We start from the raw sequence: 24465 nt of genomic DNA, 5'->3' as shown, positions 1-24465 counted from the left end.
CCGAACTGGACAGATGCGGCGACCAGTACGCCGAGCAGTTTCTTGAAATGAGGTTTGGTCATTTCTGCCTCCGTTGAACCCGCGCCAAATCTACCGAATTGATAGAAATTAGATGCATTGAATGTTGCCTTTTTCGTCCTTCTGGAGAAAATATTAGATGAGATTTCGTGCTGCGGAGAAATTTCTTCCTCTCGACGCTCAAGGCTGACTCTGATGTCCGCCATCCGGCCTATCTAGAGATACATGGTGGCTAGGCAAGACCGCTTTGGGTTTGGCTCGGCAAGTTACCTGGCGCTGACCGGAAAATCGAAGCGGCGGATCCGGAACGGTTCATTGGCCAGCGTAAAGTGCCACCATTCGCGGGCATAGTTCTTGAAGCCGCCGGCGCGCATGGCATCGACAAGCAATTTGCGGTTTGCCGCCGCTTCGCGGCCGAGCGGGCGGTGCGCCGTCTCGCTCGACGGATCGAAACAATCGAAGCCGGTGCCGAAATCGAGTGTAACCGCATCGATGGCGCCGCAGGCCGGTTTCGGCGCGGACGGACCGTCGGCTCGCGCGATGGCGACATCGAGCGTCGAACCACGCGAATGGCTGGACAGTTCACCGACATAGCCCTTGGCGATGAGGTCGCTACGCTTGACCTTCGGATACCATTGCGGGTCTGGTGGTCCGCCCTCTCTGGTCCATTTGCCCATGTCTGTGACGGCCTGCGCCGGGCGGTAGCAGTCGAACACGACCAGCGTCAGGCCCTTGGCGGCAATTGCCTTCTGGACGCCGGAGAGTGCGTTTGCTGCCTGTTCGGTCAGGATGCAGACCGGCGCTTCATAGCCGCTCGCCTTGCGGTGAAGGAAGTTCTCGAGGCCGGCGTAGCGAATGTCCTGGCGGATGGTGGGATCGACATCGGCGAGCCGGACGAAACCGGCGGGGAGGGGGTTGGCGAAGGTGGGGAGAGGGATTGTCGCGACGAGGATTGCTGCCAGCGCTGAGGCTACTGGCAGTCGAGGCTTGGGCGAGGCGCCCCCCTCTGTCCTGCCGGACATCTCCCCCGCAAGGGGGGAGGTTGAGCGCTCGTCCGCTTGCACCAATCTCCATCGTTGCAGGAATGAGCGGAGCGCTGAATCTGCCAATCTCCCCCCTTGCGGGGGAGATGGCCGGCAGGCCAGAGGGGGGTGCCTTGGAACCGGGATGGGCAAGTATCCTGCTATCCACCGACCTTGTGGAAAGCCAATTCGATGAATCGCTTCCAGCCGTTTATTCAACGAATACCTTCACACTCGCCGCTCGCCCTGCCGCGTCGATCACGGTCAGCGTCGAGTAACCAGCGCCGTCCGGTTGCCAGGTCGCGGTGCGGCGGCGGTCGATGCCCACCAGCGGTTTGCCGTTGGCCAGCCAACGGAACGGCGCGCGGCCGCCCTGCAGTTTCAGCACCAGCGGCGAGGCATCGGCCGAGTTGGTGCCGAGATCGACGCGCGCGCCATTCGGCGGAAAGATGATGGTCGGCGCGGGTTCGGTCGGTGCCGCCTGCACCAGCCCGTCCGCGCCGGCGCCGAAGCGGGCGAGCGTCACCGGCAGATCCTCGCGCTTGGGGCTGAAAACGCCCGGCGGCTTGCCCGGCAACGGCACAGTGGCAAGGCCCGAGCGGACAAAGCCTTCGAACAGGATGGGAGCCGCCGAGACGTAGCCGGAGAGGCCCGGTACCGCGCCGGCATCGGGCCGGCCGACCCAGACGCCCAGCACATAGCGGCCATCGAAGCCAACCGACCAGGCGTCGCGGTAGCCGTAGGAGGTGCCGGTCTTGTAAGCGATGCCGCGCTGCAAGGCGCCTTCGGGCGGCTTGACGCCGGACAAGATGTCGATGATCTGCCAGTTCGCCTGGTCGTTGAGGATGGTGGTGGTCGCGCTTTCGGCATTGGCCGGCTCGGTGCCGTCACGCAATGTGTGCGTCTTGCCGCCATTGGCGAGCCCCGTATAGAGCTGGACCAGATCGCGCAGCGTGACGCCGACGCCGCCGAGGCCGATGGCCAGGCCCGGCGCCTGGTTGACCGGCAGGATTGGGTTCACGCCGGCCTGGCGGAAGCGCGCCGTCAGCCGCGCCGGCCCGACAGCATCGAGCACCCGGATCGCCGGCACGTTGAGCGACAGTTGCAGCGCCTGGCGGATGCTGACATCGCCCTGGTAGCCCATGTCGAAATTCTTCGGCCGATAGCCGCCGAAATCGACCGGGCTGTCCTCGATCAGCGTTTCCTGCGCCACCAGCCCCTGCTCGAAAGCAAGGCCATAGATGAATGGCTTCAGCGTCGAACCGGGCGAGCGCACGACCTTGGTCATGTCGATCCAGCCGGAGCGGCTGGCGTCGAAGAAATTGGCCGAGCCGACTTCGCCCAAAATGTCGCCGGTGCGGGCATCGGCAAGCACCATGGCGACGGAGAGACGCGGGCCGAGCCTGGTGGCGGCATCCCTGGCCACCTGTTCCAGGCCTTGCTGGACGCTTTTGCGGATCGTCAGTTTCAGCGGTTGGCCGGGAACCGCCTTGGGCAGCAGTGCATAGGCGGCGTGCGCGGCGAGCGCCGGCAAGGTTCGGCGCAGGCCCGACACATCGTCCAAAGCGGCGCGCGCGGCCTCGCGTTCGCCGAGCAGCCCCGACGAGACCATGCGGGTCAGCACCCGGTCGCGGGCGGCGTGGGCAATCCCCAGGTTGCGGTCGGGCCGGCGCTTTTCCGGCAATTGGGGAAGGGCGACGAGCAGGGCGGCTTCCGAAACGCTCAGCCGCTTCGGTTCCTTGCCGAAATAGGCGAGCGCGGCGGCGCGTACGCCTTCGAGGTTGCCGCCATAGGGTGCCAGCGTGAGATAGCGTTCGAGGATCTCGCGCTTGGACAGCCGCCGCTCGATCTGGATGGCGCGCAGCATCTGCTTGACCTTGGAGCCGAGGCTGCGGCTTTCGCGCGGCTCGATCAGGCGCGCAAGCTGCATCGACAGCGTCGAGCCGCCGGAGACGATGTGGCCGCTGGTGGCGAACTGGCCGGCGGCGCGCGCCAGCGCGAGCACGTCGACGCCTTGATGGTCCCAGAAACGCTTGTCCTCATAGGTGACCAGCATGTCGACGAACTGCTTGTCGACCTGGTCGAGCCGGGTTTCGAGCCGCCAATAGCCGTCCGGCGTGGCAAAGGCGCGCAACAGCTGGCCGTCGCGGTCCTGGACCTCGGTGGAGACGGTAAGTTCCGCCGGGAGCGGGGGCGGGAAGGCGCGGTCGAGTTCCCAGAGGGTGGCTGCGGCGAGAGCGAGGACGCCGGCGCAGGAAGCTGCGGCGATGGTGGTGCGGCGGACGAATTTTCTCGAGAGCATGGCGCTGCCCCTCATCCGCCTGCCGGCACGACGGCCCTTCGGGCGTTCGCCGTTCGAAAAGCCAAGCAATTGGCTTTTCGTCCGCTGCGCGGACCACGGCTCACCTCCCCGTATAGAGATGGGGAGAAGGAAGCTGTCATGAGCGCAATCGCCATTTTCATGATCGCCACCATCGGCGCCTTACGGCGCCTTGATCTCCATCATGCCGGTGGCGGTGCGGGCCGAATATTGCGGACGATACATGTCCTCCACCGTTGCCGCCGGGTGCGCATAGGTGCCCGGCGTCACCGCGCGCACGACATAGGCGAGCGTCAGATTGTGGTCGTGGTCACCGTCGGCCGGGTTGAACGCCGCGACGAAACGGTCGTCGCGGAATTCGAGGTGGGCGGCGTCGGTCTGTGCCAGCCAGGAGAAGTTCGTCAACTGGGCGCTGGAGACCAGGCCGGGATTGTCGATCTCGAAGCCGGCCGGCAGAAGGTCGGTGACCAGCAGGCGCGACGGCCAGCTGTTCTGCTCGGTGACCTTGAGCACGACGACATAGCGTTCGTTCTGGGTTGCCTCGGTGACATTGGCTTCGGTGCCATCGAGCTTGTAATAGGTGCGGCTGATGGTGAAGCCGTCGCCGCCGGCGGGCAGAGGCTCGATCGGCGACGCCACGGTGGTGACGACGGCCTGCAGCGGGGTCGTGCCGGTGTTGGCGATTTCGAGCGGGCTGTCGGCCAGCTCGGAGCCGTTGACCTGGTTGGAATAGCCGCCCGAATGTGGCGCGCCATTGACGGTCAGCGTGATCGAATCATTGCCCTCCTTCAGCGCGCGGGCCGCCAGCAGCATCCAGGAATCGTCCTGGGTGCTGGTCCAGCGGGCTTCGGCGCGTTCCCTGGTCACCAGCCTGATCAGCTCGGGCACGATCGTCGACACCGGCTTCGATTCCGCCGCCAGCGCCAGCATCGCCGCGCCGTCACGCAGCCGCGAGCCGTAGTCGGAGCGGTAATAGTCGTAGTCCGTGCTCGACTTGGCGAGCTGCAGCGCGGTCTTGAACGTCGCTTCGGAGCGCTGTGTGTCGCCGTAGAGCGCGAGGCTCGCCGCCAGCTGGGCAACGGCCATCGGGCTGGAGAAGGCCTCGAGCTGGGTATCCGCGTAGTAGCGCAGGTCGCCGATCGAAGCCTTCTTGTTGCGGGCCAGCACGTAGAGGGCGTAGGCGATCTCGCTGCCGCGGTCCTGTACGCTCTGGTCGTAGCCGAGCGAGTTCTGCAGATTGCTCAGCGCCTGGTTCATGGCCAGCGCCGGCACGTCGTATTTCTGCTCGCGCGCCCTGGTCAGGAACTCGCTGACATAGGCGTCGAGCCACGGATCGCCGGAGCCAGGACCCCAAAGGCCGAAGCTGCCGCTCGAGGACTGGTAGCTCAGGACCTTGTAGATGGCGTCCTGGATGCGGCCATGCAGGTCGGGGTCGCTTTCCATGCCGATGCCCGATGCCATGTCATTGACATAGAGAAGCGGCATGGCCCGGCTCGTCGTCTGCTCGGCGCAACCATAGGGGTAGCGGTCGAGCGTCATCAAGAGCGACGGCACGTCAAAGGCCGCGGCTTGAGAAACGCCGACACTGACGGAAGCGCCGTCCAGCAGGCTTGCCGCCAACAGCTCCTTGTCGACACGCAACGCTCCGCCATTGCCCTTGAGGTCGACCACGAGGCGCGTGGTGACCGGCAATTGCGCCGGACGCACCGGCACATAGAGCGTCTGCTCGACCTTGGTGCCGTCGGCATGGGCGAGCTTGATGGTGAGCGAGGCATTGCCCGCCGTCTTTGCGATCAGCGGCACGGTCAGCGTCTGGCGCTTGCCCTGGGCGAGCGTCAGCTTCTGGGGCAGGGGCTTGTCGCCGGTCGACAAGTCGCCCGTCGTGTCGATCGACAGCGCGTAGTCACCGGCCGGGTCGTCGGTATCGGCCACGTCGAGTCGCATGACGGCGTCGTCGCCAGGCGCCAGGAAGCGCGGCAGGCCGGCGGTGATGACTATGGGATCGCGCACGATCACATCCGACTGGGCATGACCGACAGCATCCTTGGTCCAGGCGACGGCCATGACGCGCACGGTGCCGTTGAACTGCGGGACGTCGAAGTCGATCCGTGCCTTGCCGTCGGCGTCGAGCTCGACCGGGCCGGAGAAGAAGGCAACCAGCTTTTCGGTTGGCGGACTGCCTTGCGCCTGCATGTTGGCGCCGTCACCGCCGGTCCTGAGCTTGCCGGTGGTGCCCAGCGAGCCGTCGATCAGGCGGCCGTAGATGTCACGGATTTCCACGCCCAGCATGCGCTGGCCGAAGAACCAGTTCTCCGGGTCCGGCGCCTTGTAGTTGGTCAGGTTGAGGATGCCGACATCGACGGCGGCAACCATGACATAGGCATTGCTGCCCGGCTGCACGCCGGCCACGGAAACCGGGATCGACAGTTGCTGGCGCGGCATGGTCTTGTCCGGCGGTGTCAGGGTGATGGCGAGCTTCTTCGAGCCCGGATCGACCTTCAGCCATTTCACGCCGATGGCGCGGGCCGGCATGCGCGTTTCCTGCGCATCGCCCGGCCGGAACAGGGTTGCCGTGACATAGGCGCCGGCACCCCAGTCGTCACCGACCGGGATGTCGACGGTGCTGCCGCCGGCCGGCACGGTGGCCGTGATGGTCTTCAAGAGCTTGTCGGAACCGATGTTGATCAGGAGTTCGCCGGCAAAATGTGGCGAGATTTTCAGCTTGGCCACTTCGCCCGCGGCATAATTGTCCTTGTCGAGGGCAATCTCCAGGCCGTCGGGGGTCTCGGTGGTGGTCGAGGCGACATACCAGCCGGCGTCGAATTCGTAGCTGGTTGCCGGTCCCTCGGGGTCCGAGGTCTCGACTTCGAGCCTGTATTGGCCCCAGTCGACCGGCACGGAGACCGTGGCGTCGCCATCGGCGCCGAGGTCGACCTGGCCGTTGGCGATCGACTTGGTGAAGGTCACCGGCTCGTAGTTCCACGAATTGTTGGAGCGGTACCACTGGTAATTGCGTTCGACCTTGACCAGCGTCCACTGCGCGCCCTTCAGCGCCTCGCGCTTGCCGTCCGGATCGACGGCGATCAGGCTGAACTTCGCCGTGCCGCCCTGCGGCACTTCACCATCGGCGAAATCAGGCCGGATGCCGATCATATGGTTCGGCGGGCGGATGCCGATGTTGAGCGAGCGCTCGATGGCGCGGCCGCCGGTTTCGCGCATGCGCACCGTCACCTTGCCGTCGACCAGCTTGGTGGTCGAGGGCAACTGGTCGACGGAGACCGGGAAGGTCGCCTTGCCGTCATCGCCAACCACCGGCAGACCGGTCAGCGGCGTGACCGTGGGCTCGGCCGACTGCTCGTCGGCGAGGCCGAAGGCAAAGTTGGGGAAGCGGTCCCAGTCGCGCGACGTCGACAGCGTCAGTTCGCCTTCCAGCGCCAGGCCCGCCGCCGGCGCGCCATAGAGGAAGCGACCGTCAATGTCGATGTTGGCGGTTTCGCCCTGTGCGATCTCCTGCTTGTCGGCCTTCATGTCGAATTCGATGCGATCCGGCACGAAATCCTCGACCAGGAACATCTGGCTGGCAACCGCCGGCTGCTTCGGATCGGTGTAGATCGACACCGACCAGGTGCCGCGCATGGCGTTGGGCTCGAGCGGCAGGTCGACGGCATGGCCGCCGGCCGAGGCGCCGTCGCTGACGATGCGGCGGTCCTCGACCCCGTCGGGACGCGAGAAGATGAAGGTCAGCGGCAGGTTCTCGACCGCCTTGGCGGCGCCGTCGCGGGCGAGGGCGGCGACATGGACATCCTCGCCGGCGCGGTAGATGCCGCGTTCGGTCCAGGCATAGACGTCGAGCGCGCCGGGCGCGGCGCGCCCGGTGACGCCGCGATCCGACAGGTCGAAACCGGCCTTGGACATGTCGAGGAAGACGAAATCATTGTCGCCCTGCTTGGCCATCAGCACCGCCGGCACCATGCCGCCGTCGCCGCGGGTCAGGCCGGGGTTGAAGACGGCATGGCCGTCGGCATCCGATGTCGCGGTGCCGAGAACCTCGTTGTTGCGGGCAACCAGCGTCAGTTCGGCGCCTGCTATCGGCTTGGCGCTGCCCAGCGAGCGGGTAAAGACATTGAGACCGTCCTGGCCGGTATAGGTCGACAGGCCGATGTCGGAGACGACGAACCACTGCGTGGCCATCGAACCATAGTCGTCGCTCTTGTCGTTGACGGCCTGGGCGGTCAGCACATAGACGCCGGGCTTGCGCTGCGGCAGCGCCTCGTCGACCGGGAAGGAAGTGGTGACCTCCTTGTTGAGGTCGTTGGCGATGTCGAGCTGGCCCTGCCAGACCGGCGCGCCCATCTGCTCGGAAATATTGGAGATGTCGTAGCCGTCGAGCTGGTGCAGGAACTGGTAGCCCGACAGAAGCTGCGCCAGCGACCGGTCGCCGATGCGATAGAGCTTCATCTCGGCGGCGTTCATGTTGACGGTGACCACCGGGATGCCGCGGCGCGCGCCGGCCGGCAGCACGAAGCTATCGCCGGTGAAGCGGGCGGACGGAGCGCGGTCCTGCACATAGACCGACAGCACCACGGGGGCGGCGGTTACTTCGCCTATCGCCGCCGGCAGGCCGGCGCGGAAGGTGACATCGTAGTGCTGGCCGTGTTCGAGGCCTTCGACGCAGATCTGCTTGTCCTTGGCCTCGACGCCCTTTGGCGGGGCGTTGTCGACGGTGACGAACTGCGCGTAGTCGACGCCGGTCTTGACCAGATCCTCGGAAAACTGCGCGCAGATGCGCGGCGCGCTGGTGTCGGCATCGACACTGTGGTCGACGACGCGGAAACCCTTGCGGGCCTTGAGGTCGGCATACTCCGCCTGGACCGCCGGCGAGGTGACCAGCGCAAGACTGGCTTCATAGGCCTGCAGGGCGGGGCGGTAGAGATCGCGCTTGTCGAGGCCATTGCCGAGCAGCGCCAGCACGTCGGCGCGCGTCTTGGTGGTGCGCAAGAGCTTATAGGCGTTGAAAGCAGCCGAAGTGCCGTTCGTAGGCAAGGTGGAGACTTCCGCGGTGCTGGCCGTGGGCTGCACGGCCAGGGTTTCGCGCGCCAGGCTGAGCCAGAGTTGGCCATCGTCGGGCATCACCGAGACCGCGGCCTCGTATTTCTGCATGGCCGAGCGATGGTCGCCGGTCTGCACGGCCTGTTCGGCGGCCTTCGTCAGTGCCGCCATACCCTCGGTCGGCTTGTCATAGGCCGGGCCGAGCAGCCTGTTGCGGTATTGCTGGGCCTGGTCGGCCATCCAGTTGGGGAAGAAGGCGAGTTCCGGCGGCGCGCCGATATCGGGGTCGCCGTCGATGTTGACGACCTTGCCGGCGACCGCGCCGCTGAACGGCTTCATCTGGTTGTAGTCGGATTTGAGAAAGCACCATTTGGCCTTGGTATTGTAGGTGAAGGCGCGGCAGGCCGGATCGCCAAGGCACGTCGTCTTGCATTGGTCGAGGGTGACGTTCTGGTCGGACCTGAGGTCGAAACCGAAATAATCGGAATTGTCGGTCGTTGCGATTCTTCGCGCTTCGGCCGCTTGCGCAACGGTGCCCCAGGCAAAGAAGAGAAGGAGAAGAATCGACAGACCACGAGCCGCGCGCATTGCCATAACACCCTCCAGACAATTGCAGACGTCCGGGCATGTTCAAGCTCCAGTCAGGCTTGTCAACGCGCGGACGCGGCAGGTTCCGCCTGCCAACGGTTTATTTTCCGGCCAAGGACCGGTATGCGGACAGTAACCTCCATAGGACAGGGGATCACGCATTCTTGCGGAAACGCAGAAGGTGTGAATTCCAAGCCCGTCCTATTTCAGACAATTGGATTGTGGCCCCTTTACGAGCGCTTCAGAACTTCATTCCAATTTTAGTTTTGTGAACTAGGGTGTTTTAATGCCGGCGCATGAAAGGCAGATGTCAGGAAGGATCGCGCCAGGGCGCGTGCTTCCGCGCGTCCTGCTTTTTGCCATGGTGTGCTCGGCCGCGCTGGTCGCCGAATCACGATCCGCGGCTGCGTTCGAGCTTTTCGGCATCAAACTGTGGGGTTCCTCCAACGACGAGGACGCCGATATCGTTGATCCGCTGCGCTACGCCGTGACCATCTCCGCCCCCGATGCCGACAAGGATCTCGTCAAGAAGCTCGAAAACGCCTCGGCGTTGAAAGGCGACGAGGATCGGCCGGTCTCGGGCTCGCTCGGGCTGATGGCCAAGGCGCGCAGCGACCGCGAACAGCTTGTTGCCGCCCTTTATGCCGATGCCCGCTACGAAGGCGTGGTCACCATCACCATCGACGGCAAGCCGCTCGACGATTTGCCGCCGGACGCCGAATTCAAGGGCCCGCAGCCCATTCCGGTGGTCGTCAACATCGCCGCCGGCCCCAAATTCACCCTTGGCACGATCCGGCTGGAAGGCGACGCGGCGGGTCTGATGAGCGCCGACTACGGCCTGATCGCGGGCGGCGACGCAGGGTCCGGTGCGGTGCTGAAGGCCGAGGCGCTGATCGTGCGGACGCTGAAAGAACAAGGCAGGCCGCTGGCCAAGGTGACAGACCGGCAGATCGTCGCCGACCATGCCACCTCGACGCTCGACGTGACGCTGACGGTCGCCGCGGGACCGGTCGCCGGCTATGGCGCGACCACGGTTGAAGGCACCGAGAAGGTCGACCGCGACTTCACCGAATACATGACCGGGCTGAAGCGCGGCAAGCAGTACTCGCCGCAGGAGATCAGCGACGCGCGCGACAGGCTGCTTGCGCTCGAGGTCTTCAACAGCGTGACGTTCAAGGAAGCCGACAAACTCGACGCCGACGGCAACATTCCGATCGGCGTCCAGGTCAGCGAGCGCAAACCGCGTTATTTCGGTCTCGGCGGCACCTTTTCCAACACCGAGGGGCTGGGCCTGGAAGGTTATTGGGGGCATCGCAACCTGTTTGGTCACGCCGAGAAGCTGCGCATCGACGGTGCCATCAGCGGCATCGGCAGCAACGATCTGTCCGAGTTGAACTACAATGCAGGCATCATGTTCGAGAAACCCGGCGTAATCGGCCCGGCGTCGAAATTCTTCGCCGGCATCAAGACGGTGCTCGAACATCCCGACGCCTACGACCATTTCTCGATCAAGGGCAGCACCGGCCTGTCCTACGAACTGACCAAGCAGCAGACGGTGTCGGCCGAGTTCGCGCTCGACTACTCACGCATCCACGATGCCTTCGGCAAACACAAATACCTGATCGCCAGCATCCCGCTGCAATATGTCTATGACAACAGGGACAATCGGCTGAACCCGACCAGGGGCTTCCGGGTGCTGGCCTATGCCGAGCCGAGCTACGATATTCTGAGCAGTGCCGCCTTCCTCAAGCTCAAGGGCGAAGGGTCGGCCTATCAGTCGCTGGATACGGCTTCGAAATTCGTTTTGGCCGAACGCGTCGCGATCGGCTCGATCGTCGGCACCAGCCTGCAGAACGTCCCGGCCGACCGGCGCTTCTATTCCGGCGGTGGCGGCTCGGTGCGCGGTTATGCCTATCAGGGCATCGGCCCCAAGGACTTCACCGGCCAGCCGATCGGCGGCCTGTCCTTCTTCGAGACCTCGGTGGAGATGCGCATCGCCATCACCGACACGATCGGCATCGTGCCGTTCGTCGATGCCGGCACCGTGTCGGAGAAGTCGGTTCCCGACTTTTCCGACGTTAAGGTCGGCGCCGGCGTCGGCCTGCGCTATGTGACACCGTTCGGACCGCTGCGCATCGACGCGGCCGTGCCGCTCAACCGTGACCCCGGCGATCCGCGTTTCGGCATCTATGCCGGCATTGGCCAGGCGTTCTAGACATGAAGACGGTCTGGCGCATCCTTCGCATTGTCCTCTACACGCTGCTGATCGTGGTCGCGGGCGCAATCGGCGCGCTTGTCGTGCTGACCAAGACCGAGCGCGGCCGCGACAATCTCGCCGGCATCATCTCGCGGCTCGCCTCGAGCGACGAGCGCAAGGTCACCGTCAGCGGCATCGACGGCATCTGGTCGGGCAATTTAAGCGTCGACCATGTCGTGCTGGAGGACCGCGAAGGCGCCTGGCTGGTGGCGCGCAAGGTGGCCGTCGACTGGTCGCCGACGGCGCTTTTGTCGAAAAGCTTCAGCGCCGAGCGCATCGCGGCCGAGCGCATCGAACTGGCGCGTCTGCCGGTGGCGGGCACGCAACAACAGCCGGCGCCGAGCGGGACGACGACGCTGCCGGTGTCCATCGACATCAAGCAGATCGACTTGCCGGAAATCGCGCTCGGCGAACAACTGGCCGGCAGCGGCATCGCTGAGCTTGCGGCCAAGGGATCGGTCAAGGCCGATGCCGCGCCGCTGGCGGTCGAGACGGTGCTCAACGTCACTCGCCATGACGGCAAGCAAGGCAATGTCGATGCCAAAGTCCATTTCGCTCCGGCCGACAACAAGCTCGACCTCGACCTCAAGGCATCGGAGCCGGCGGGCGGCATCATCGCCAACCTGCTCAACCTGCCGGACGCGCCGCCGGTCGATATCGTCGTTTCGGGCACGGGACCGCTGGCCAACTGGAGCGGTGTCGGCACCTTCCTCGTCGATCATCAGATCGTCACCCAACTCACCGGCCGCCATCAGCTGACCGACAAGGGCCACCACCTCGAAGCCAAGGGTGACGGCGACTTCGCTTCCTTCCTGCCGGAAAACCTGAAGCCGCTGTTTGCCGGCAAGACCAGCTTCGACGTGGCGGGCACCGCCACTTCGGCTGGCGGTCTCAGTGTCGACCGGGCCAATATCGAGAGCGAGGCCGTGCACGGCACCGCGACCGGCATCGTCGATCCCGCCGGCGCCAGCGATCTCGCGGTCGAACTCGCCGCCAAGGGGCCGCCCGTGGTGGTCAGCGTCGGCAGCAAGGCGCAACCGATTACACTGGCGATCAAGAATGCCACCGCCAGGGCGTTTGGCGACGGCAAGGCGCCGATCATCGACATCGGCGCCTCCTTCGTTTCGATCGTCGTCGGCGGCACGCGGCTGGACGATCTGGCGGCGCAGGTGCATTCCGACGGTTTCGACATCCAGAACCGCGCCGGGCCGGTCACGGTCAAGCTGGAGGCGGGCGGCTTGAAAACCGACGTCGCGACACTGGCGCCGTTGATCACCGGCAAGGTCAATGTCGACCTCGCCGGTTCGGTCAGCAAGGACGCCATTGCCATCGATCAGGGCACATTGCGCTCCGATGCTGTCAACGCGTCGCTGACGGCCACGGTAGCGCTCGCCGATCTGTCGATGCAGCTCAAGATGAATGCCGATGCGGTGGCGACAGCCTTCCCGCCCCAGATCGCCTCGGTGCTCGGTGGACGCGTGAAGTTCTCGGCCGCCGCGACGCGCGATCCGCAAGGGGCGTTCGCCGCCAATTCGATCTCGCTCACGTCCGGCTCGCTCAGCGCCAGCGGCACCGCCAGCATGCAAGGCACCGACATCCAGGCCGATATCAAAGGCAAACTGGGCGACGTTTCGGTGCTGTCGCCGACGGTCGGCATCCCGGTCGCTGGCGGCGTTGGTTTCGCGCTGTCGGCAAGCGGCGCCCTGACAGCGCCGGATTTCACCGTCTCCGCTGACAGCGACAGCCTGACGGCCTCGGGCCGCACTGTGAAGACGATCAAGCTGACGGCGAGCGGCAAGGCCGACATCGCAAACCCCTCCGCCGATATCTCGCTGACCGGTGCCGTCAACGACCAGCCGCTCGACGTCAAGGCGTCGCTGGTAACGAGCGAGGGCAAGCGTTCGATCAACGGCTTCCTGGTTTCGCTAGGCGACAACAAGGTCTCGGGCGACCTGGCGCTCGATGACAAGTTCATGCCCCTGGGCACGCTGACGCTCGCCGCGCCGGCAATCGACCAACTGGCGGCACTCGCCGGCCAGGCGGTGACCGGCGACATCAACGGCACCATCGACTTCGCCAAGGCGGGCGACGTGCCGTCCGTCGCGATCGACGCGAAGAGCACGTCGATCGCCCGCGGCGAGGTGACGGCCAAGGCGATCACCGTCAACGCGCTGGTCGTCAACTATCTCAAGGCGCCGGCGATCTCGGGTACTATCAAGGCCGACGCGGTGACTTCAGGCACCACCGAAATCAGCGGCATCGGCGTCGACCTGAAGCGCGACGGCGACTGGACCAATTTCACCGGCGGCGCGACGATAGCGGGTATCCCGGCGACCGCGGCAGGACGGGTCAAGATCGCCGAGGGTACCACGACCGTCGAGGTCGCCTCGGGCGAGGCCACGGTGCGTGGCATCAAGGCGGCGATCGCCCAGGCCTCTGCGCTGACCATCGCCAATGGCACGGCCAGCATCGACAGGCTGGCGCTCGATATCGGTGGCGGCTCGGTGACGCTGTCGGGCAGCGCCGGCCAGACGCTCGATCTCACAACGCAATTCTCCGCGCTGCCTGCCGCCCTTGCCAATGATTTTGCGTCCGGGCTCGATGCCGTGGGTACGCTCGGCGGTACAGCGCAGGTGACCGGAACGCCGGCTGCTCCGGAGGTCCACTTCGACGCGCAGCTTACCGGCGTCGAGACCAGCCAGACCCGCCAGGCCGGGCTCGGGCCGCTCGCTGTCGATGCAGCGGGCGCCTACACCATGGCCCGCGGCATCGCCCTCGATCATGCCACGCTTTCCGGCGACAAGATTTCCGGCACGGCCTCCGGCACCATCAATCCCAACGGCGCCAGCGATTTTGCGCTTGATCTCACTTCATCCGGCCCCAGCCTGCCGCTGACGGTCGGCAGCACTGAGAGCCCGGTCAGGATCGAGGTCCGGTCCTTGTCGGCGAAAGTGGCGGGGGAAAGCACGAAAGCCCGCCTCGACCTGTCCGCCATCGTCCCTTCGATCGCCACCAGCCCGGCGAAGGTGGACGGTCTTGTGCTGGCGCTGCACTCGGACGCTTTCGATCTCAAGAACCGCGCCGGACCGGTTTCCGGCACGGTGTCGGTGGACAAGGTCGGGCTCGACAATCCCACGATCGCACCGCTGATCGCCGGCAAGATCACGGCCGCCCTCAGTGCCCGGCTGACATCGGATGCCGTCGCCATCGACAGCGGTTCGCTCAAGAGCGATGCACTCAACAGCCAGGTCGCCGGCCAGGTATCGCTGCGTGACGGCGCCATCGACCTCAAGCTGAATGCGGATGCCCCGTCATCGGCCTTGCCCGCTGCGGCGCGCGGCATGCTTGGCGAACGTGCGCAAATCAGCGCCACGCTGAAACGCGACCTCAACGGCAGCATAAACATCGATGCCTTGAAGCTGACCTCTGGCGCGCTCACCGCCGGCGGGCAGGCGAGCCTTGCCGACAACAAGGTGGCGGCCGACATCAAGGGCGCGCTGAGCGACATCTCGCTGCTGTCGAAGGATGCCAGGGGCGCCATCGCTTTCGGGCTGAGCGCCCAGGGGCCGGCCACCGCACCCGACCTGTCGCTGACCGTCGATAGCGACAGGCTGTCGGTGGCTGCGCGCGAGATCACCGGGCTGAGGCTCACGGCCACCGGCAAGGCGGATGCCGCCAATCCGGCGGCGAACGTGCAGTTGACCGGCAATGTCGCGGGTCAGGCCCTGCAAGGCAGTGCGGTGCTGGCGACGGCGGACGGCAAGAGCGCCATCAACGGCCTGCTCCTGTCGCTGGGCAAGAACAGGATTTCAGGCGATCTGGCGCTGGACGACAAGTTCGTGCCTGAAGGCACCATCTCGCTCGACCTGCCCGATATCGGACCGCTCGCCGCGCTCGCGCTGGAGAAGGCCGAAGGCGACGTGCGCGGCACCATCGCCTTCTCGAAGAACGGCGCAGCGCCCCAGGTCGCCGTCAAGGCGACGACCGCCTCGATCACGCGCGGCGATCTCCAGGCGAAAGCCGTTTCCATCGATGCGCTGATCGCCAACTATCTCGCCGCTCCGGTGATCTCGGGCAAGATCCGCGCCGACACCGTCACCTCGGGCGGCACCGTGATCAGCGGCATCGATGTCGACCTGAAGCGTGACGGCGACTGGACCGGCTTTTCCGGCGGCGCCACGGTCAAGGGCATTCCGGCCAAGGCCGCCGGCCGGGTGAAAGTGGCCAATGGCACGACGATCATCGAGCTCGCTTCCGGCCAGGCGACCGTCCAAGGCATCAAGGCGGCCATCGCCCAGGCCTCGACGGTCAGCATCGCCAATGGCACGACGACGCTGGACCGGCTGGTGCTCAACCTCGGCGGCGGCACGGCAACGGTGACCGGCAAGGTTGGGCAGGCGCTCGACATCAACGCGACGCTGGCGCGGGTGCCGATGTCGCTCGCCAACAGTTTCTCGCCCGGGCTCGATGCCGCCGGGTCGATTTCGGGCACGGTCAAGGTGACTGGTGCCCCAGCCAGCCCGGCTGTCGCCTTCAACATCGACGCGGCCGGCGTGCAGACATCGCAGACTCGCGGCGCGGGCGTCGGCGCGGTGAGCGTTTCCTCGTCCGGCACCTTTGCCGGCAACAAACTGACCTTCAACTCCAATGTCAGCGATGGAGCGGGCCTTGGCCTCCAGGGCGGCGGCACGGTGACGACGGCTGGCACGCCGGCGCTGGCGCTCGATTTCAATGGCGGCGTGCCGTTCGGCATCCTCAGCCAGAAGCTTGCCGCACAAGGCCTGTCGCTGACCGGAACGGCCAACGTCAAAGTCCAGGTGCGCGGCCCGGCGACGTCGCCTGTCATCAGTGGCAGCGTCAGCACCTCCGGCGCGCGGCTGGTCGATGCGCGCTCGGGCCTTGCCGTCAACGATATCGCGGCCGACATCTCGATCGGCGGCGGCCTCGCCAGGATCAACCGGCTGACCGGAACGCTGTCGACGCGTGGCAGCCTTTCGGCCAGCGGCACGGTCGGCATCAATCCGGCGCAGGGCTTCCCGGCCGACCTGTCGATCAAGCTCACCGACGGCCGCTATACGGACGGGCGCGTGGTAACCGCCAATCTTGGCGGCGACCTGACGATCAAGGGGCCGCTGACATCGGCTCCGGCGATTGCCGGCACCGTCAACCTCGCCAAGACCGTTATCACGGTTCCCGACAAATTGCCGGGCTCGCTCGCAGCGCTCGACGTCAAGCACAAGAACGCCCCCGGTGCGGTGCGGGCGCAGGACAAGGCGCTGCGCCCGGCGACGACCAGCGGCAAGAGCGGCGGCAGCGGCCTCGCGCTGGACGTCACCGTCAACGCGCCGAACCAGATCTTCATCCAGGGCAGGGGGGTCGATGCCGAACTCGGCGGCTCGCTCAAGCTCACCGGCCCGGCCTCGTCGCCGCAAGCGATCGGCACCTTCACCCTGCAGCGCGGGCGGCTTTCGATCCTCGGTAAGCGGCTGACCTTTACCGAAGGCACGGTCGGCTTTTCCGGCTCGCTGGTGCCCTATCTCAACCTGACCGCGACAACGACCACGACCGGCGCGACCGTCACCATCGTGGTATCGGGCGAGGCGACCAATCCGAAATTCACCTTCTCCTCGGTGCCGGCGCTGCCCGAGGACGAGGTGCTGGCGCAACTGATCTTCGGTCGCTCGATGTCGAACCTGTCGCCGCTGCAGATCGCGCAACTGGCTGAAGCGGCGGGGCAACTGGCCGGCGTCGGCGGCTCGACGTCGCTGCTTGAAAACCTGCGCAGCGCCATCGGCGTCGATGATCTCGACGTCACCACCGACGACAAGGGCGGCACCGCTGTCTCCGCCGGCAAGTACCTGAACGACCGCACCTATGTGACTATCCAGAAGGGCGACAAGCCAGGTTCAGGCAAGGCGACCATCGACCTCAATGTCGGGCGCGGCGTCAAATTGCGCGGCGAGGCGACGGACGCCGGTGAAGCCAAGGGCGGCATCTTCTACGAGAAGGAATACTGAGGGTCTGGCCCTTCACCGTGGCCAGGACTGGCGCTGTCGGAAGCGATGCAAATGTCTCAGTCTAATCGCCCGAAGAGATTTTGGCGGAATCTGGGCGCACTAGCAATTTTGCGTCAAGACTGTCGCTATCGCGCGTACCGCCCTCTTTCCAAAGTTGCACATTCGCTAACATGTTCTCAATTCAGGTCGTCTTTGACATCATGGCCTGGATGCGGAATGTTAATCGGCGGAAAGCCAACAATGGGAGTTAGTCATGACAATCTATAAGAGTAATGGCGACAGCGTTCCGGATCACATCCTGGCCATGGCCAAGGAAGCCAAGGCAGGAACGGTGGATCGCCGCGAATTCCTGGCGCTTGCCAGCGTCTTCGGCGCGTCGACGGCCATGGCTTACGGCCTGCTCGGCCTTGCCGCTCCGACCCCGGCCAAGGCCGAGGACGTGCAGGGCAAGAAGGGCGGCGTGCTGAAAGTCGCCATGTCGGTCAAGGATCCCAAGGATCCGCGCACGGCCGACTGGTCGGAAATTTCCAACGCAGAACGCCAGGCGCTCGAGCCGCTGGTGAAATACACGAAGGAATACACCTTCGCGCCGTATCTGCTGGCGAGCTGGGACATCAATGACGACGCCACCGAATACACGCTGCATGTGCGGCCTGGTGTCGAATGGAACAACGGCGACAAGTTCACCGCCGACGACGTGATCTACAATTTCACCCGCTGGGCCGACAAGTCGGCGGAAGGCAACTCGATGCCGGGACGCCTTGGCAGCCTCGTCGATGACACGACCAAGAAGCTGCGCGAAGGTTCGGTCGTCAAGGTCGATGACATGACGGTCAAGCTCAAGCTGAACAAGCCCGATATCGCCATCATCCCGAACCTGTGCGATTATCCCGGCCTCGTCGTGCACAAGAGCTTCGACGAGAAGGGCGCGAACTTCAAGAACTGCCCGATCGGCACCGGCCCGTTCGAACTCGTTTCCTACGATGTCGGCCAGAAGGTCGTCTACAAGCGCCGCACGACCGGCAAGTGGTGGCAGGGCGAGGCCTTCCTCGACGGCGTCGAGTTCATCGACTACGGCACGGATCCGGCTGCTACGGTTTCGGCGTTCGAGTCGGGCGAAGTGCAGACCAACCATGAGACGACCGCCGACTACGTCAAGATTATCTCGGACGTCGGCGCGCCGGCTTCGGAAGTGGTGACCGCAGCGACCGTGGTCTCGCGCTTCAACGTCAATGCCAAGCCCTACGGCGACCAGAAGGTGCGTCAGGCGATGTGCCTGGCCGTCGACAATTCGGTGGTGCTCCAGCTCGGCTACGGCAATGCTGGCACGCCGGCAGAAAACCACCATGTCGCACCGATCCATCCGGAATATGTCGAACTGCCCAAGATCCCGCGCGACATCGCCAAGGCCAAGCAGATGCTGACCGAAGCCGGCGTGATCGATTTCGAGCACGAACTGATCAGCAATGACGAGGACTACCACAAGAACACCACGGACGCGATCGCGGCCCAGCTGCGCGAAGCCGGCATCAAGGTGAAGCGCACCGTGCTGCCGAGCTCGACCTTCTGGAACGACTGGACGAAATATCCGTTCTCGGAAACCAACTGGAACATGCGTCCGCTTGGCATCCAGGTCATCGCCATCGCCTACCGCTCGGGCGAAGCCTGGAACGAGACGGCCTATGCCAATCCGGACTTCGACAAGAAGGTCAACGAGGCGCTCGGGATCGCCGATGCGGAGAAGCGCAAGGTGGTGATGAAGGACATCGAGACGATGCTGCAGGAATCCGGCATCATCATCCAGCCTTACTGGCGCAAGCTCTACATCAACATCAAGCCCGAGGTGAAGAACCACTCGATGCACCCCACCTACGAGCACGACTTCGGCAAGGTCTGGCTCGATCAGGCGTAACCCACAGCTTGATGAATGCGAAGGGCGCACCGCCCCTCGCATTCGCGGGATCGCCGCCGTTGCATTGGATGCAGCGGCGGCGTGACGTCACAAGGTTTTCGAAACAGGGTTGACCATATCTGACCCCAACCCGGCCGGCAGGGGGGCACAATGTTCTCATTCATCATCAGACGCGTCGGTACGATTCTGCTCACGATGCTGTGCCTGACGCTGGTCGTCTTCTTTCTCGTCAATCTCGAACCCAATCTGAAGAAGCTGGCGATCAGCCAGACCGAAATGCACACATCGGCCGAGCAACTCGAAAGCTGGCTGGTCAATCATGGTTATCGCCAGAACTTCTTCGTCCGCTACGGCCAGTGGCTGGGCGTGCTGCCCAAGCAGCCGATCACGGACCCGGCGACCGGCAAAACGACGCAGCGTTTCTCCTTCTGCAACGACCCGGCCGTGCCGACATTCTCGGGCGTGATCGAGGGCGATTTCGGCTGCTCGACCAAGTTCAAGACCACGGTCGCGGCCAAGTTGTTTCCAGCGCTAGGGGCCACCGGCATCCTGATGTTCTGGGTCCTGGTCGTGATGGTGCCGGTCTCGCTGCTGATCGGGATTCTCGCCGGCATGCGCGAGGGTTCGCGCACCGATCGTGTACTCTCGGTCGCCTCGATCGCCTCGACGGCAACGCCTGAATATGTGTCGGGCGTCATCTTCACCGTCGTCTTCGCCTCGTGGCTCGGCTGGCTGAACGGTTCGGCGGCATCGGCAAGCCAGGGCATCACCTTCTACAATTTCACGCTGCCGGTGATCACACTGGCGATCTATGGCATCGGCTACATCGCGCGCATGACGCGTGCCTCCATGGTCGAGGTGATGACGCAGCAATATATCCGCACCGCCCGGCTCAAGGGCCTGTCGTTCGGCAACGTGGTGGTCAAGCATGCGCTGCGCAACGCGCTGATCGCGCCCTTCACCGTCATCATGCTGCAGTTTCCCTGGCTGCTCACCGGCGTCGTGATCGTCGAGGTGATGTTCCGCTACCAGGGCTTCGGCTACACGCTGGTCGAGGCCGCCGGCAACAACGACATCGACCTTTTGCTCGGCTGTTCGCTGGTCTCGGTGTTCATCGTCCTGATCACGCAGCTCATTTCCGATGTCGGCTACGCGTTCCTCAATCCGCGCATCCGGGTTCAGTAGGGAGAAGGCGCATGCAAGCTCAATATATCGGCGCCTCCACCATCATCCTCGAAGTGCTCTGGCGCTTCTGGCCGGTCTGGGTCGCGCTCGCCATCGTCATGGGTGCGAGCTTCCTCTACAAGAAGAAGCTGGCCCTTTACGGCCAGCTGTTCGACAGCGGCGTCGGCATCGCGGGTGTCTTCATCTGCCTGTTCTGGCTGTTCACCGCGATCTTCGCCTCGACCGTCTCGCCTTTCGATCCGCTCGGCCAGATCCCGATCATGAAGGACACGCTGCCCGGCGCCATCGAACCGCAGTCGGGGCTCGTCTATCTGTTCGGCGGCGACAAGCTGGCGCGCGACGTGTTTTCGCGCATGGTCTATGGCAGCCAGATCGTGCTGATCATCGCACCCGCGGCGACCGGTTTCGCGCTCATGGTCGGCATCACGCTCGGCCTGCCGGCCGGCTATTATGGTGGCAAGATCGATTCCATCCTGTCGTTCCTGGCCAACCTCGTGCTGGCTTTCCCGGTGATCCTGCTGTTCTACCTCCTGGTGACGCCAGGTATCATGGACACGCCGATCCCCTACGGTCTGGCAGGTGTCTTCTTCCTGTTTCCGATCATCTTCTTCAGCGTGCTGTTCTGGACGCGCTACAAGAACCGGCCGGACCGGATCTACATCCTGCTCGGCCTGACGCTCATCGTGGGCGGCTGGATCTATGTCGGTCTTGTCTTCGACCGGGATCCGCTGAAGATCGTCCATATCGATCCCAACCAGCTCAACATCTTCGTGGCTGTGGTGTTCGCCTCCAGTCCAGGCGTGTTCCGTATCGTGCGCGGCCTGGTGATGGACATCAAGACGCGCGACTATGTGGCGGCGGCGCAGACGCGCGGTGAATCGCCCTGGTACATCATGCTGTGGGAAATCCTGCCCAATGCGCGCGGACCACTGATCGTCGATGCCTGCCTGCGCATCGGCTACACCACGATCCTGCTCGGCACGTTGGGGTATTTTGGCCTCGGTCTTGCACCCGAGAGCCCGGACTGGGGCACGGCGATCAAGGATGCCAGCCGGCTGCTGCGCTCCTTTATCCACCCGGCGCTGCCGCCGACGATCGCGCTGATGAGCTTCGTGCTGGGGCTCAACCTGCTCGCCGATTCCCTGCGCGAGCAATCGATGAAGGATTGACGGTGGGATCCCAGATCTCACTTGGCTAAGAACTAGGATTGGAGCGACCCATGAACGAGGCAGTTCGAAATCCGGCTAATCCGACCAACGGGCCGATCATCGAGATCGAGAATCTGTCGATCTCCTTCTTCACCCGCAAGGGCGAGATACCGGCCGTCATGGATTTTTCCTGCACGGTCATGCCCGGCGAGGCGATGGGCATCGTCGGTGAATCCGGCTGCGGCAAGTCGACGGTGTCGCTCGGCATCATGCGCGACCTCTCCAACATCGGGAAGATCGTCGGCGGCAAGATCAAGTTCCAGGGCAAGGACATGGGCGAGCTCTCCGATGAGGAGCTGCGCGCCATCCGCGGCAACAAGATCGCCATGATCTACCAGGAGCCGATGGCGAGCCTCAATCCGGCGATGAAGGTCGGCCAGCAGTTGATGGAAGTGCCGCTGATCCACGACAAGGTGTCGAAGGAAGAGGCCTATAAACGCGCGCTGGAAATGGTGCGCTCGGTCAAGCTTCCCGATCCCGAGCGCATGATGCGCTCCTATCCGCACCAACTCTCGGGCGGCCAGCAACAGCGCATCGTCATCGCTATGGCGCTGCTGTCGAAGCCGGCGCTGCTTTTGCTCGACGAGCCGACCACGGCGCTCGACGTGACGGTGGAAGCGGGCATCGTCGATCTGGTCAAGGGGCTGGGCGAGAAGTTCGGCACCTCGATGATCTTCGTGTCGCACAATCTTGGCCTGATCCTGGAAACCTGCGACCGCATCACTGTGATGTATTCGGGCGAGGCGGTTGAGACCGGCAAGATCAAGGATGTGTTCGACCGGATGCGCCATCCCTATACGCAAGGGCTGTTCCGCTCGATCCCGCTGCCGGGCGCGGACAAGAATTCGCGGCCGCTGATTTCGATCCCCGGGCAATTGCCGCTGCCGCATGAGCGGCCGAAGGGCTGCAATTTCGGCCCGCGCTGCCACCATTTCGTCGAGGGCGTCTGCAACGCGGCTGAAATCCCGATGGTCGAGGTCGCGGGCCACGAAGGCCATTTCTCGCGCTGCGTGCGCTTCAACGAGATCGACTGGGAAGCCCTGCCGCCCGGCGCCAAGAAGGTCAACGAGCGCGTCGTGCCCGGCGCGCCGGTGCTCAAGATCGAGGATCTCAGGAAATACTACAAGGTTGGCGGCAGCGAGGTGTTCGGCTCGAGCGAGGGCCGTGTCGTCAAGGCCAACGAGACGATCTCGTTCATGGCGCGCGAATCCGAAACCGTCGCCATCGTCGGCGAATCCGGCTGCGGAAAGTCGACGCTGGCCAAGGTGCTGCTCGGGCTGGAGACGGCGAGTTCCGGCAGCGTGACGCTGGGCAACAAGGAAATCCAGTCGACCGGCATCGAGAGCCGCAGCGTCGACACCGTGTCGTCGATCCAGATGGTGTTCCAGAACCCGTTCGATACGCTGAACCCCAGCCATTCGGTCGGTTCTCAGATCATCCGCACGCTGGAAAAATTCAATGTCGGCAAGACGGTCGCCGACCGGCGCAAGCGCATGCTGGAACTGCTCGACCTGGTCAAGCTGCCGCGTGCCTTCGAGACGCGCAAGCCGCGCCAGCTTTCAGGCGGCCAGAAGCAGCGCATCGGCGTGGCGCGTGCCTTTGCCGGCGACGCCAAGGTGGTGGTGGCGGACGAGCCGGTGTCGGCGCTCGACGTATCGGTGCAGGCAGCTGTGACCGAACTCTTGATGGACATCCAGCGCAAGAACAAGACCACGATGCTGTTCATCAGCCACGATCTTTCCGTGGTGCGCTACATCGCCGACCGCGTCGTCGTCATGTATCTGGGCTATATCGTCGAGCAAGGCACGACCGACCAGATCTTCGCGCCGCCCTATCACCCCTATACCGAGGCGCTGCTGTCGGCGATCCCGATCGCCGACACAAGCGTGATCAAGAAGCACATCGTGCTCGAAGGCGACATCCCGTCGGCGATGAACCCGCCATCCGGCTGCCCGTTCCAGACACGCTGCGGCTACAAGAAGCTGGTGCCGGACAATTTGTGCGAGACCAAGGTGCCGCCGGTCAAGAATCTGGGCGATGGCCATATGAGCCTGTGCTGGCTCTCCGACGAGGTGCTGGCGACGATGGAACCGGTGATCAAGTTCGACAAGGAGCATGCCGCCCATGAGGGCGTGCCGGACGACGCGCCGCATGGCGAGGGTCCAGGATTTGCCGGCACGCCGCCGAAGCGTCCGCGCGGCAAGAAGCCGAGCTGACGGAGTGAAGTCAGCGCGGCAGCGAGGTCAATTGGCGCACTCGCTCAGTTGCTGCGCATAATCGCGAGCCATCTTGTCGGTTGCCCGGGCATAGCCCTGGACGCCGGCGTCGCCACGGTTGCCGCGGCCATAGGCGGTCCAGCCGAGATAATAGGCGAGATAGAGATTGTAGGTGTCGTTGCGCGCGACGCCGAACGTGTCGGCGGTCTTGGAATGGTACCAGCCGACGAAATCGACGGCGTCGGCGAATTTCGTCCGCCGTGCCGCCCAGTTGCCGGTTTCGCTCTGATATTGCGACCAGGTGCCGTCCAGCGCCTGCGAGAAGCCGGTGGCGGACGAGACGTGCTTCCACGGGATGAAGCCGAGCAGCTTGGTGCGTGGCGGCCGGGCGTTGCTCTTGAAGCCGGATTCCTTGCGCACCGTCGCCATCAGCACGGGCACGGGTACGCCGTATTTCCGCTGCGTGCGCTCGGCCGCCGACTGCCAATTGTCGAACCAGCCGTCATTCTGGTCGAAGACGGCGCAGACATTGTTGATGTGGCTGGGCGCCGTCGCGCAGGCCGAAAGCGCCAGCAGCACGCCAATCGCTACGATTTTACTAAAACTCGACCTACGCATCGGCAGACCAATAGGCCGAAATCATAAAGGGAATCTTGCTGCCCGCGTTAACCGC

Annotated in this window: 11 protein-coding genes; 6 read left to right on the top strand and 5 right to left on the bottom strand. The window is 64.5% G+C overall.

Going from position 1 to position 24465, the window contains the following annotated elements:
• The 4 genes from LB568_RS31445 to LB568_RS31430 all read right to left on the bottom strand — a co-directional run.
• Positions 1-224 (bottom strand): hypothetical protein (locus LB568_RS31445; RefSeq protein ID WP_224732220.1); only part of this gene is annotated, 224 nt, incomplete at its 3' end.
• A 60-nt stretch (positions 225-284) separates the two neighbouring features.
• On the bottom strand, positions 285-1040 hold the full coding sequence (locus LB568_RS31440; protein WP_224732219.1) for a M15 family metallopeptidase: 756 nt from the start codon (positions 1038-1040) through the stop codon (positions 285-287).
• A 211-nt stretch (positions 1041-1251) separates the two neighbouring features.
• Positions 1252-3342: a penicillin-binding protein 1C gene (gene pbpC, locus LB568_RS31435; protein WP_224732218.1), complete on the bottom strand. Its 2091-nt coding sequence runs from the start codon at positions 3340-3342 to the stop codon at positions 1252-1254.
• A 180-nt stretch (positions 3343-3522) separates the two neighbouring features.
• On the bottom strand, positions 3523-9003 hold the full coding sequence (locus tag LB568_RS31430; protein WP_224732217.1) for an alpha-2-macroglobulin family protein: 5481 nt from the start codon (positions 9001-9003) through the stop codon (positions 3523-3525).
• A gap of 280 nt (positions 9004-9283) precedes the next feature.
• Between LB568_RS31430 and LB568_RS31425 the strand changes: the two genes are divergently transcribed.
• From LB568_RS31425 to LB568_RS31400, 6 genes are all read left to right on the top strand, one after another.
• On the top strand, positions 9284-11212 hold the full coding sequence (locus LB568_RS31425) for an autotransporter assembly complex protein TamA (protein ID WP_224732216.1): 1929 nt from the start codon (positions 9284-9286) through the stop codon (positions 11210-11212).
• 2 nt (positions 11213-11214) lie between these two features.
• Positions 11215-17271 (top strand): translocation/assembly module TamB domain-containing protein, encoded by a 6057-nt coding sequence (locus LB568_RS31420; RefSeq protein WP_224732215.1) that lies wholly within the window; start codon positions 11215-11217, stop codon positions 17269-17271.
• A 253-nt stretch (positions 17272-17524) separates the two neighbouring features.
• On the top strand, positions 17525-19183 hold the full coding sequence (locus tag LB568_RS31415; protein ID WP_013894590.1) for an ABC transporter substrate-binding protein: 1659 nt from the start codon (positions 17525-17527) through the stop codon (positions 19181-19183).
• 150 nt (positions 19184-19333) lie between these two features.
• Complete coding sequence (locus LB568_RS31410; RefSeq protein WP_224732214.1) at positions 19334-20368, top strand: ABC transporter permease; 1035 nt, start codon at positions 19334-19336, stop codon at positions 20366-20368.
• Between the two features lie 11 nt (positions 20369-20379).
• On the top strand, positions 20380-21537 hold the full coding sequence (locus tag LB568_RS31405; protein ID WP_140576516.1) for an ABC transporter permease: 1158 nt from the start codon (positions 20380-20382) through the stop codon (positions 21535-21537).
• Positions 21538-21587: 50 nt separating this feature from the next.
• Entirely contained in the window at positions 21588-23792 is a 2205-nt protein-coding gene (locus LB568_RS31400) for an ABC transporter ATP-binding protein (protein ID WP_224732213.1), read from the top strand.
• Positions 23793-23819: 27 nt separating this feature from the next.
• On the opposite strand, the gene LB568_RS31395 is transcribed toward LB568_RS31400, so the two are convergent.
• Positions 23820-24410 carry a transglycosylase SLT domain-containing protein gene (locus LB568_RS31395; RefSeq protein ID WP_224732212.1) on the bottom strand — a complete coding sequence of 197 codons (591 nt, stop codon included), beginning with the start codon at positions 24408-24410 and terminating at the stop codon, positions 23820-23822.
• Positions 24411-24465: the final 55 nt, after the last annotated feature.

The sequence above is a fragment of the Mesorhizobium sp. B263B2A genome, assembly GCF_020165775.1.
Classification (GTDB): Bacteria; Pseudomonadota; Alphaproteobacteria; order Rhizobiales; family Rhizobiaceae; genus Mesorhizobium; species Mesorhizobium opportunistum.
The sequence above is the reverse complement of the archived record's forward strand: the minus strand, read 5'-3'. Positions and strand labels throughout refer to the sequence as shown.

Coding starts and splice junctions, on each gene's coding strand:
- LB568_RS31440 (WP_224732219.1), bottom strand. CDS start 1,040: ATGTCCGGCAGGACAGAGGGGGGCGCCTCGCCCAAGCCTCGACTGCCA.
- pbpC (WP_224732218.1), bottom strand. CDS start 3,342: ATGCTCTCGAGAAAATTCGTCCGCCGCACCACCATCGCCGCAGCTTCC.
- LB568_RS31430 (WP_224732217.1), bottom strand. CDS start 9,003: ATGGCAATGCGCGCGGCTCGTGGTCTGTCGATTCTTCTCCTTCTCTTC.
- LB568_RS31425 (WP_224732216.1), top strand. CDS start 9,284: ATGCCGGCGCATGAAAGGCAGATGTCAGGAAGGATCGCGCCAGGGCGC.
- LB568_RS31420 (WP_224732215.1), top strand. CDS start 11,215: ATGAAGACGGTCTGGCGCATCCTTCGCATTGTCCTCTACACGCTGCTG.
- LB568_RS31415 (WP_013894590.1), top strand. CDS start 17,525: ATGACAATCTATAAGAGTAATGGCGACAGCGTTCCGGATCACATCCTG.
- LB568_RS31410 (WP_224732214.1), top strand. CDS start 19,334: ATGTTCTCATTCATCATCAGACGCGTCGGTACGATTCTGCTCACGATG.
- LB568_RS31405 (WP_140576516.1), top strand. CDS start 20,380: ATGCAAGCTCAATATATCGGCGCCTCCACCATCATCCTCGAAGTGCTC.
- LB568_RS31400 (WP_224732213.1), top strand. CDS start 21,588: ATGAACGAGGCAGTTCGAAATCCGGCTAATCCGACCAACGGGCCGATC.
- LB568_RS31395 (WP_224732212.1), bottom strand. CDS start 24,410: ATGCGTAGGTCGAGTTTTAGTAAAATCGTAGCGATTGGCGTGCTGCTG.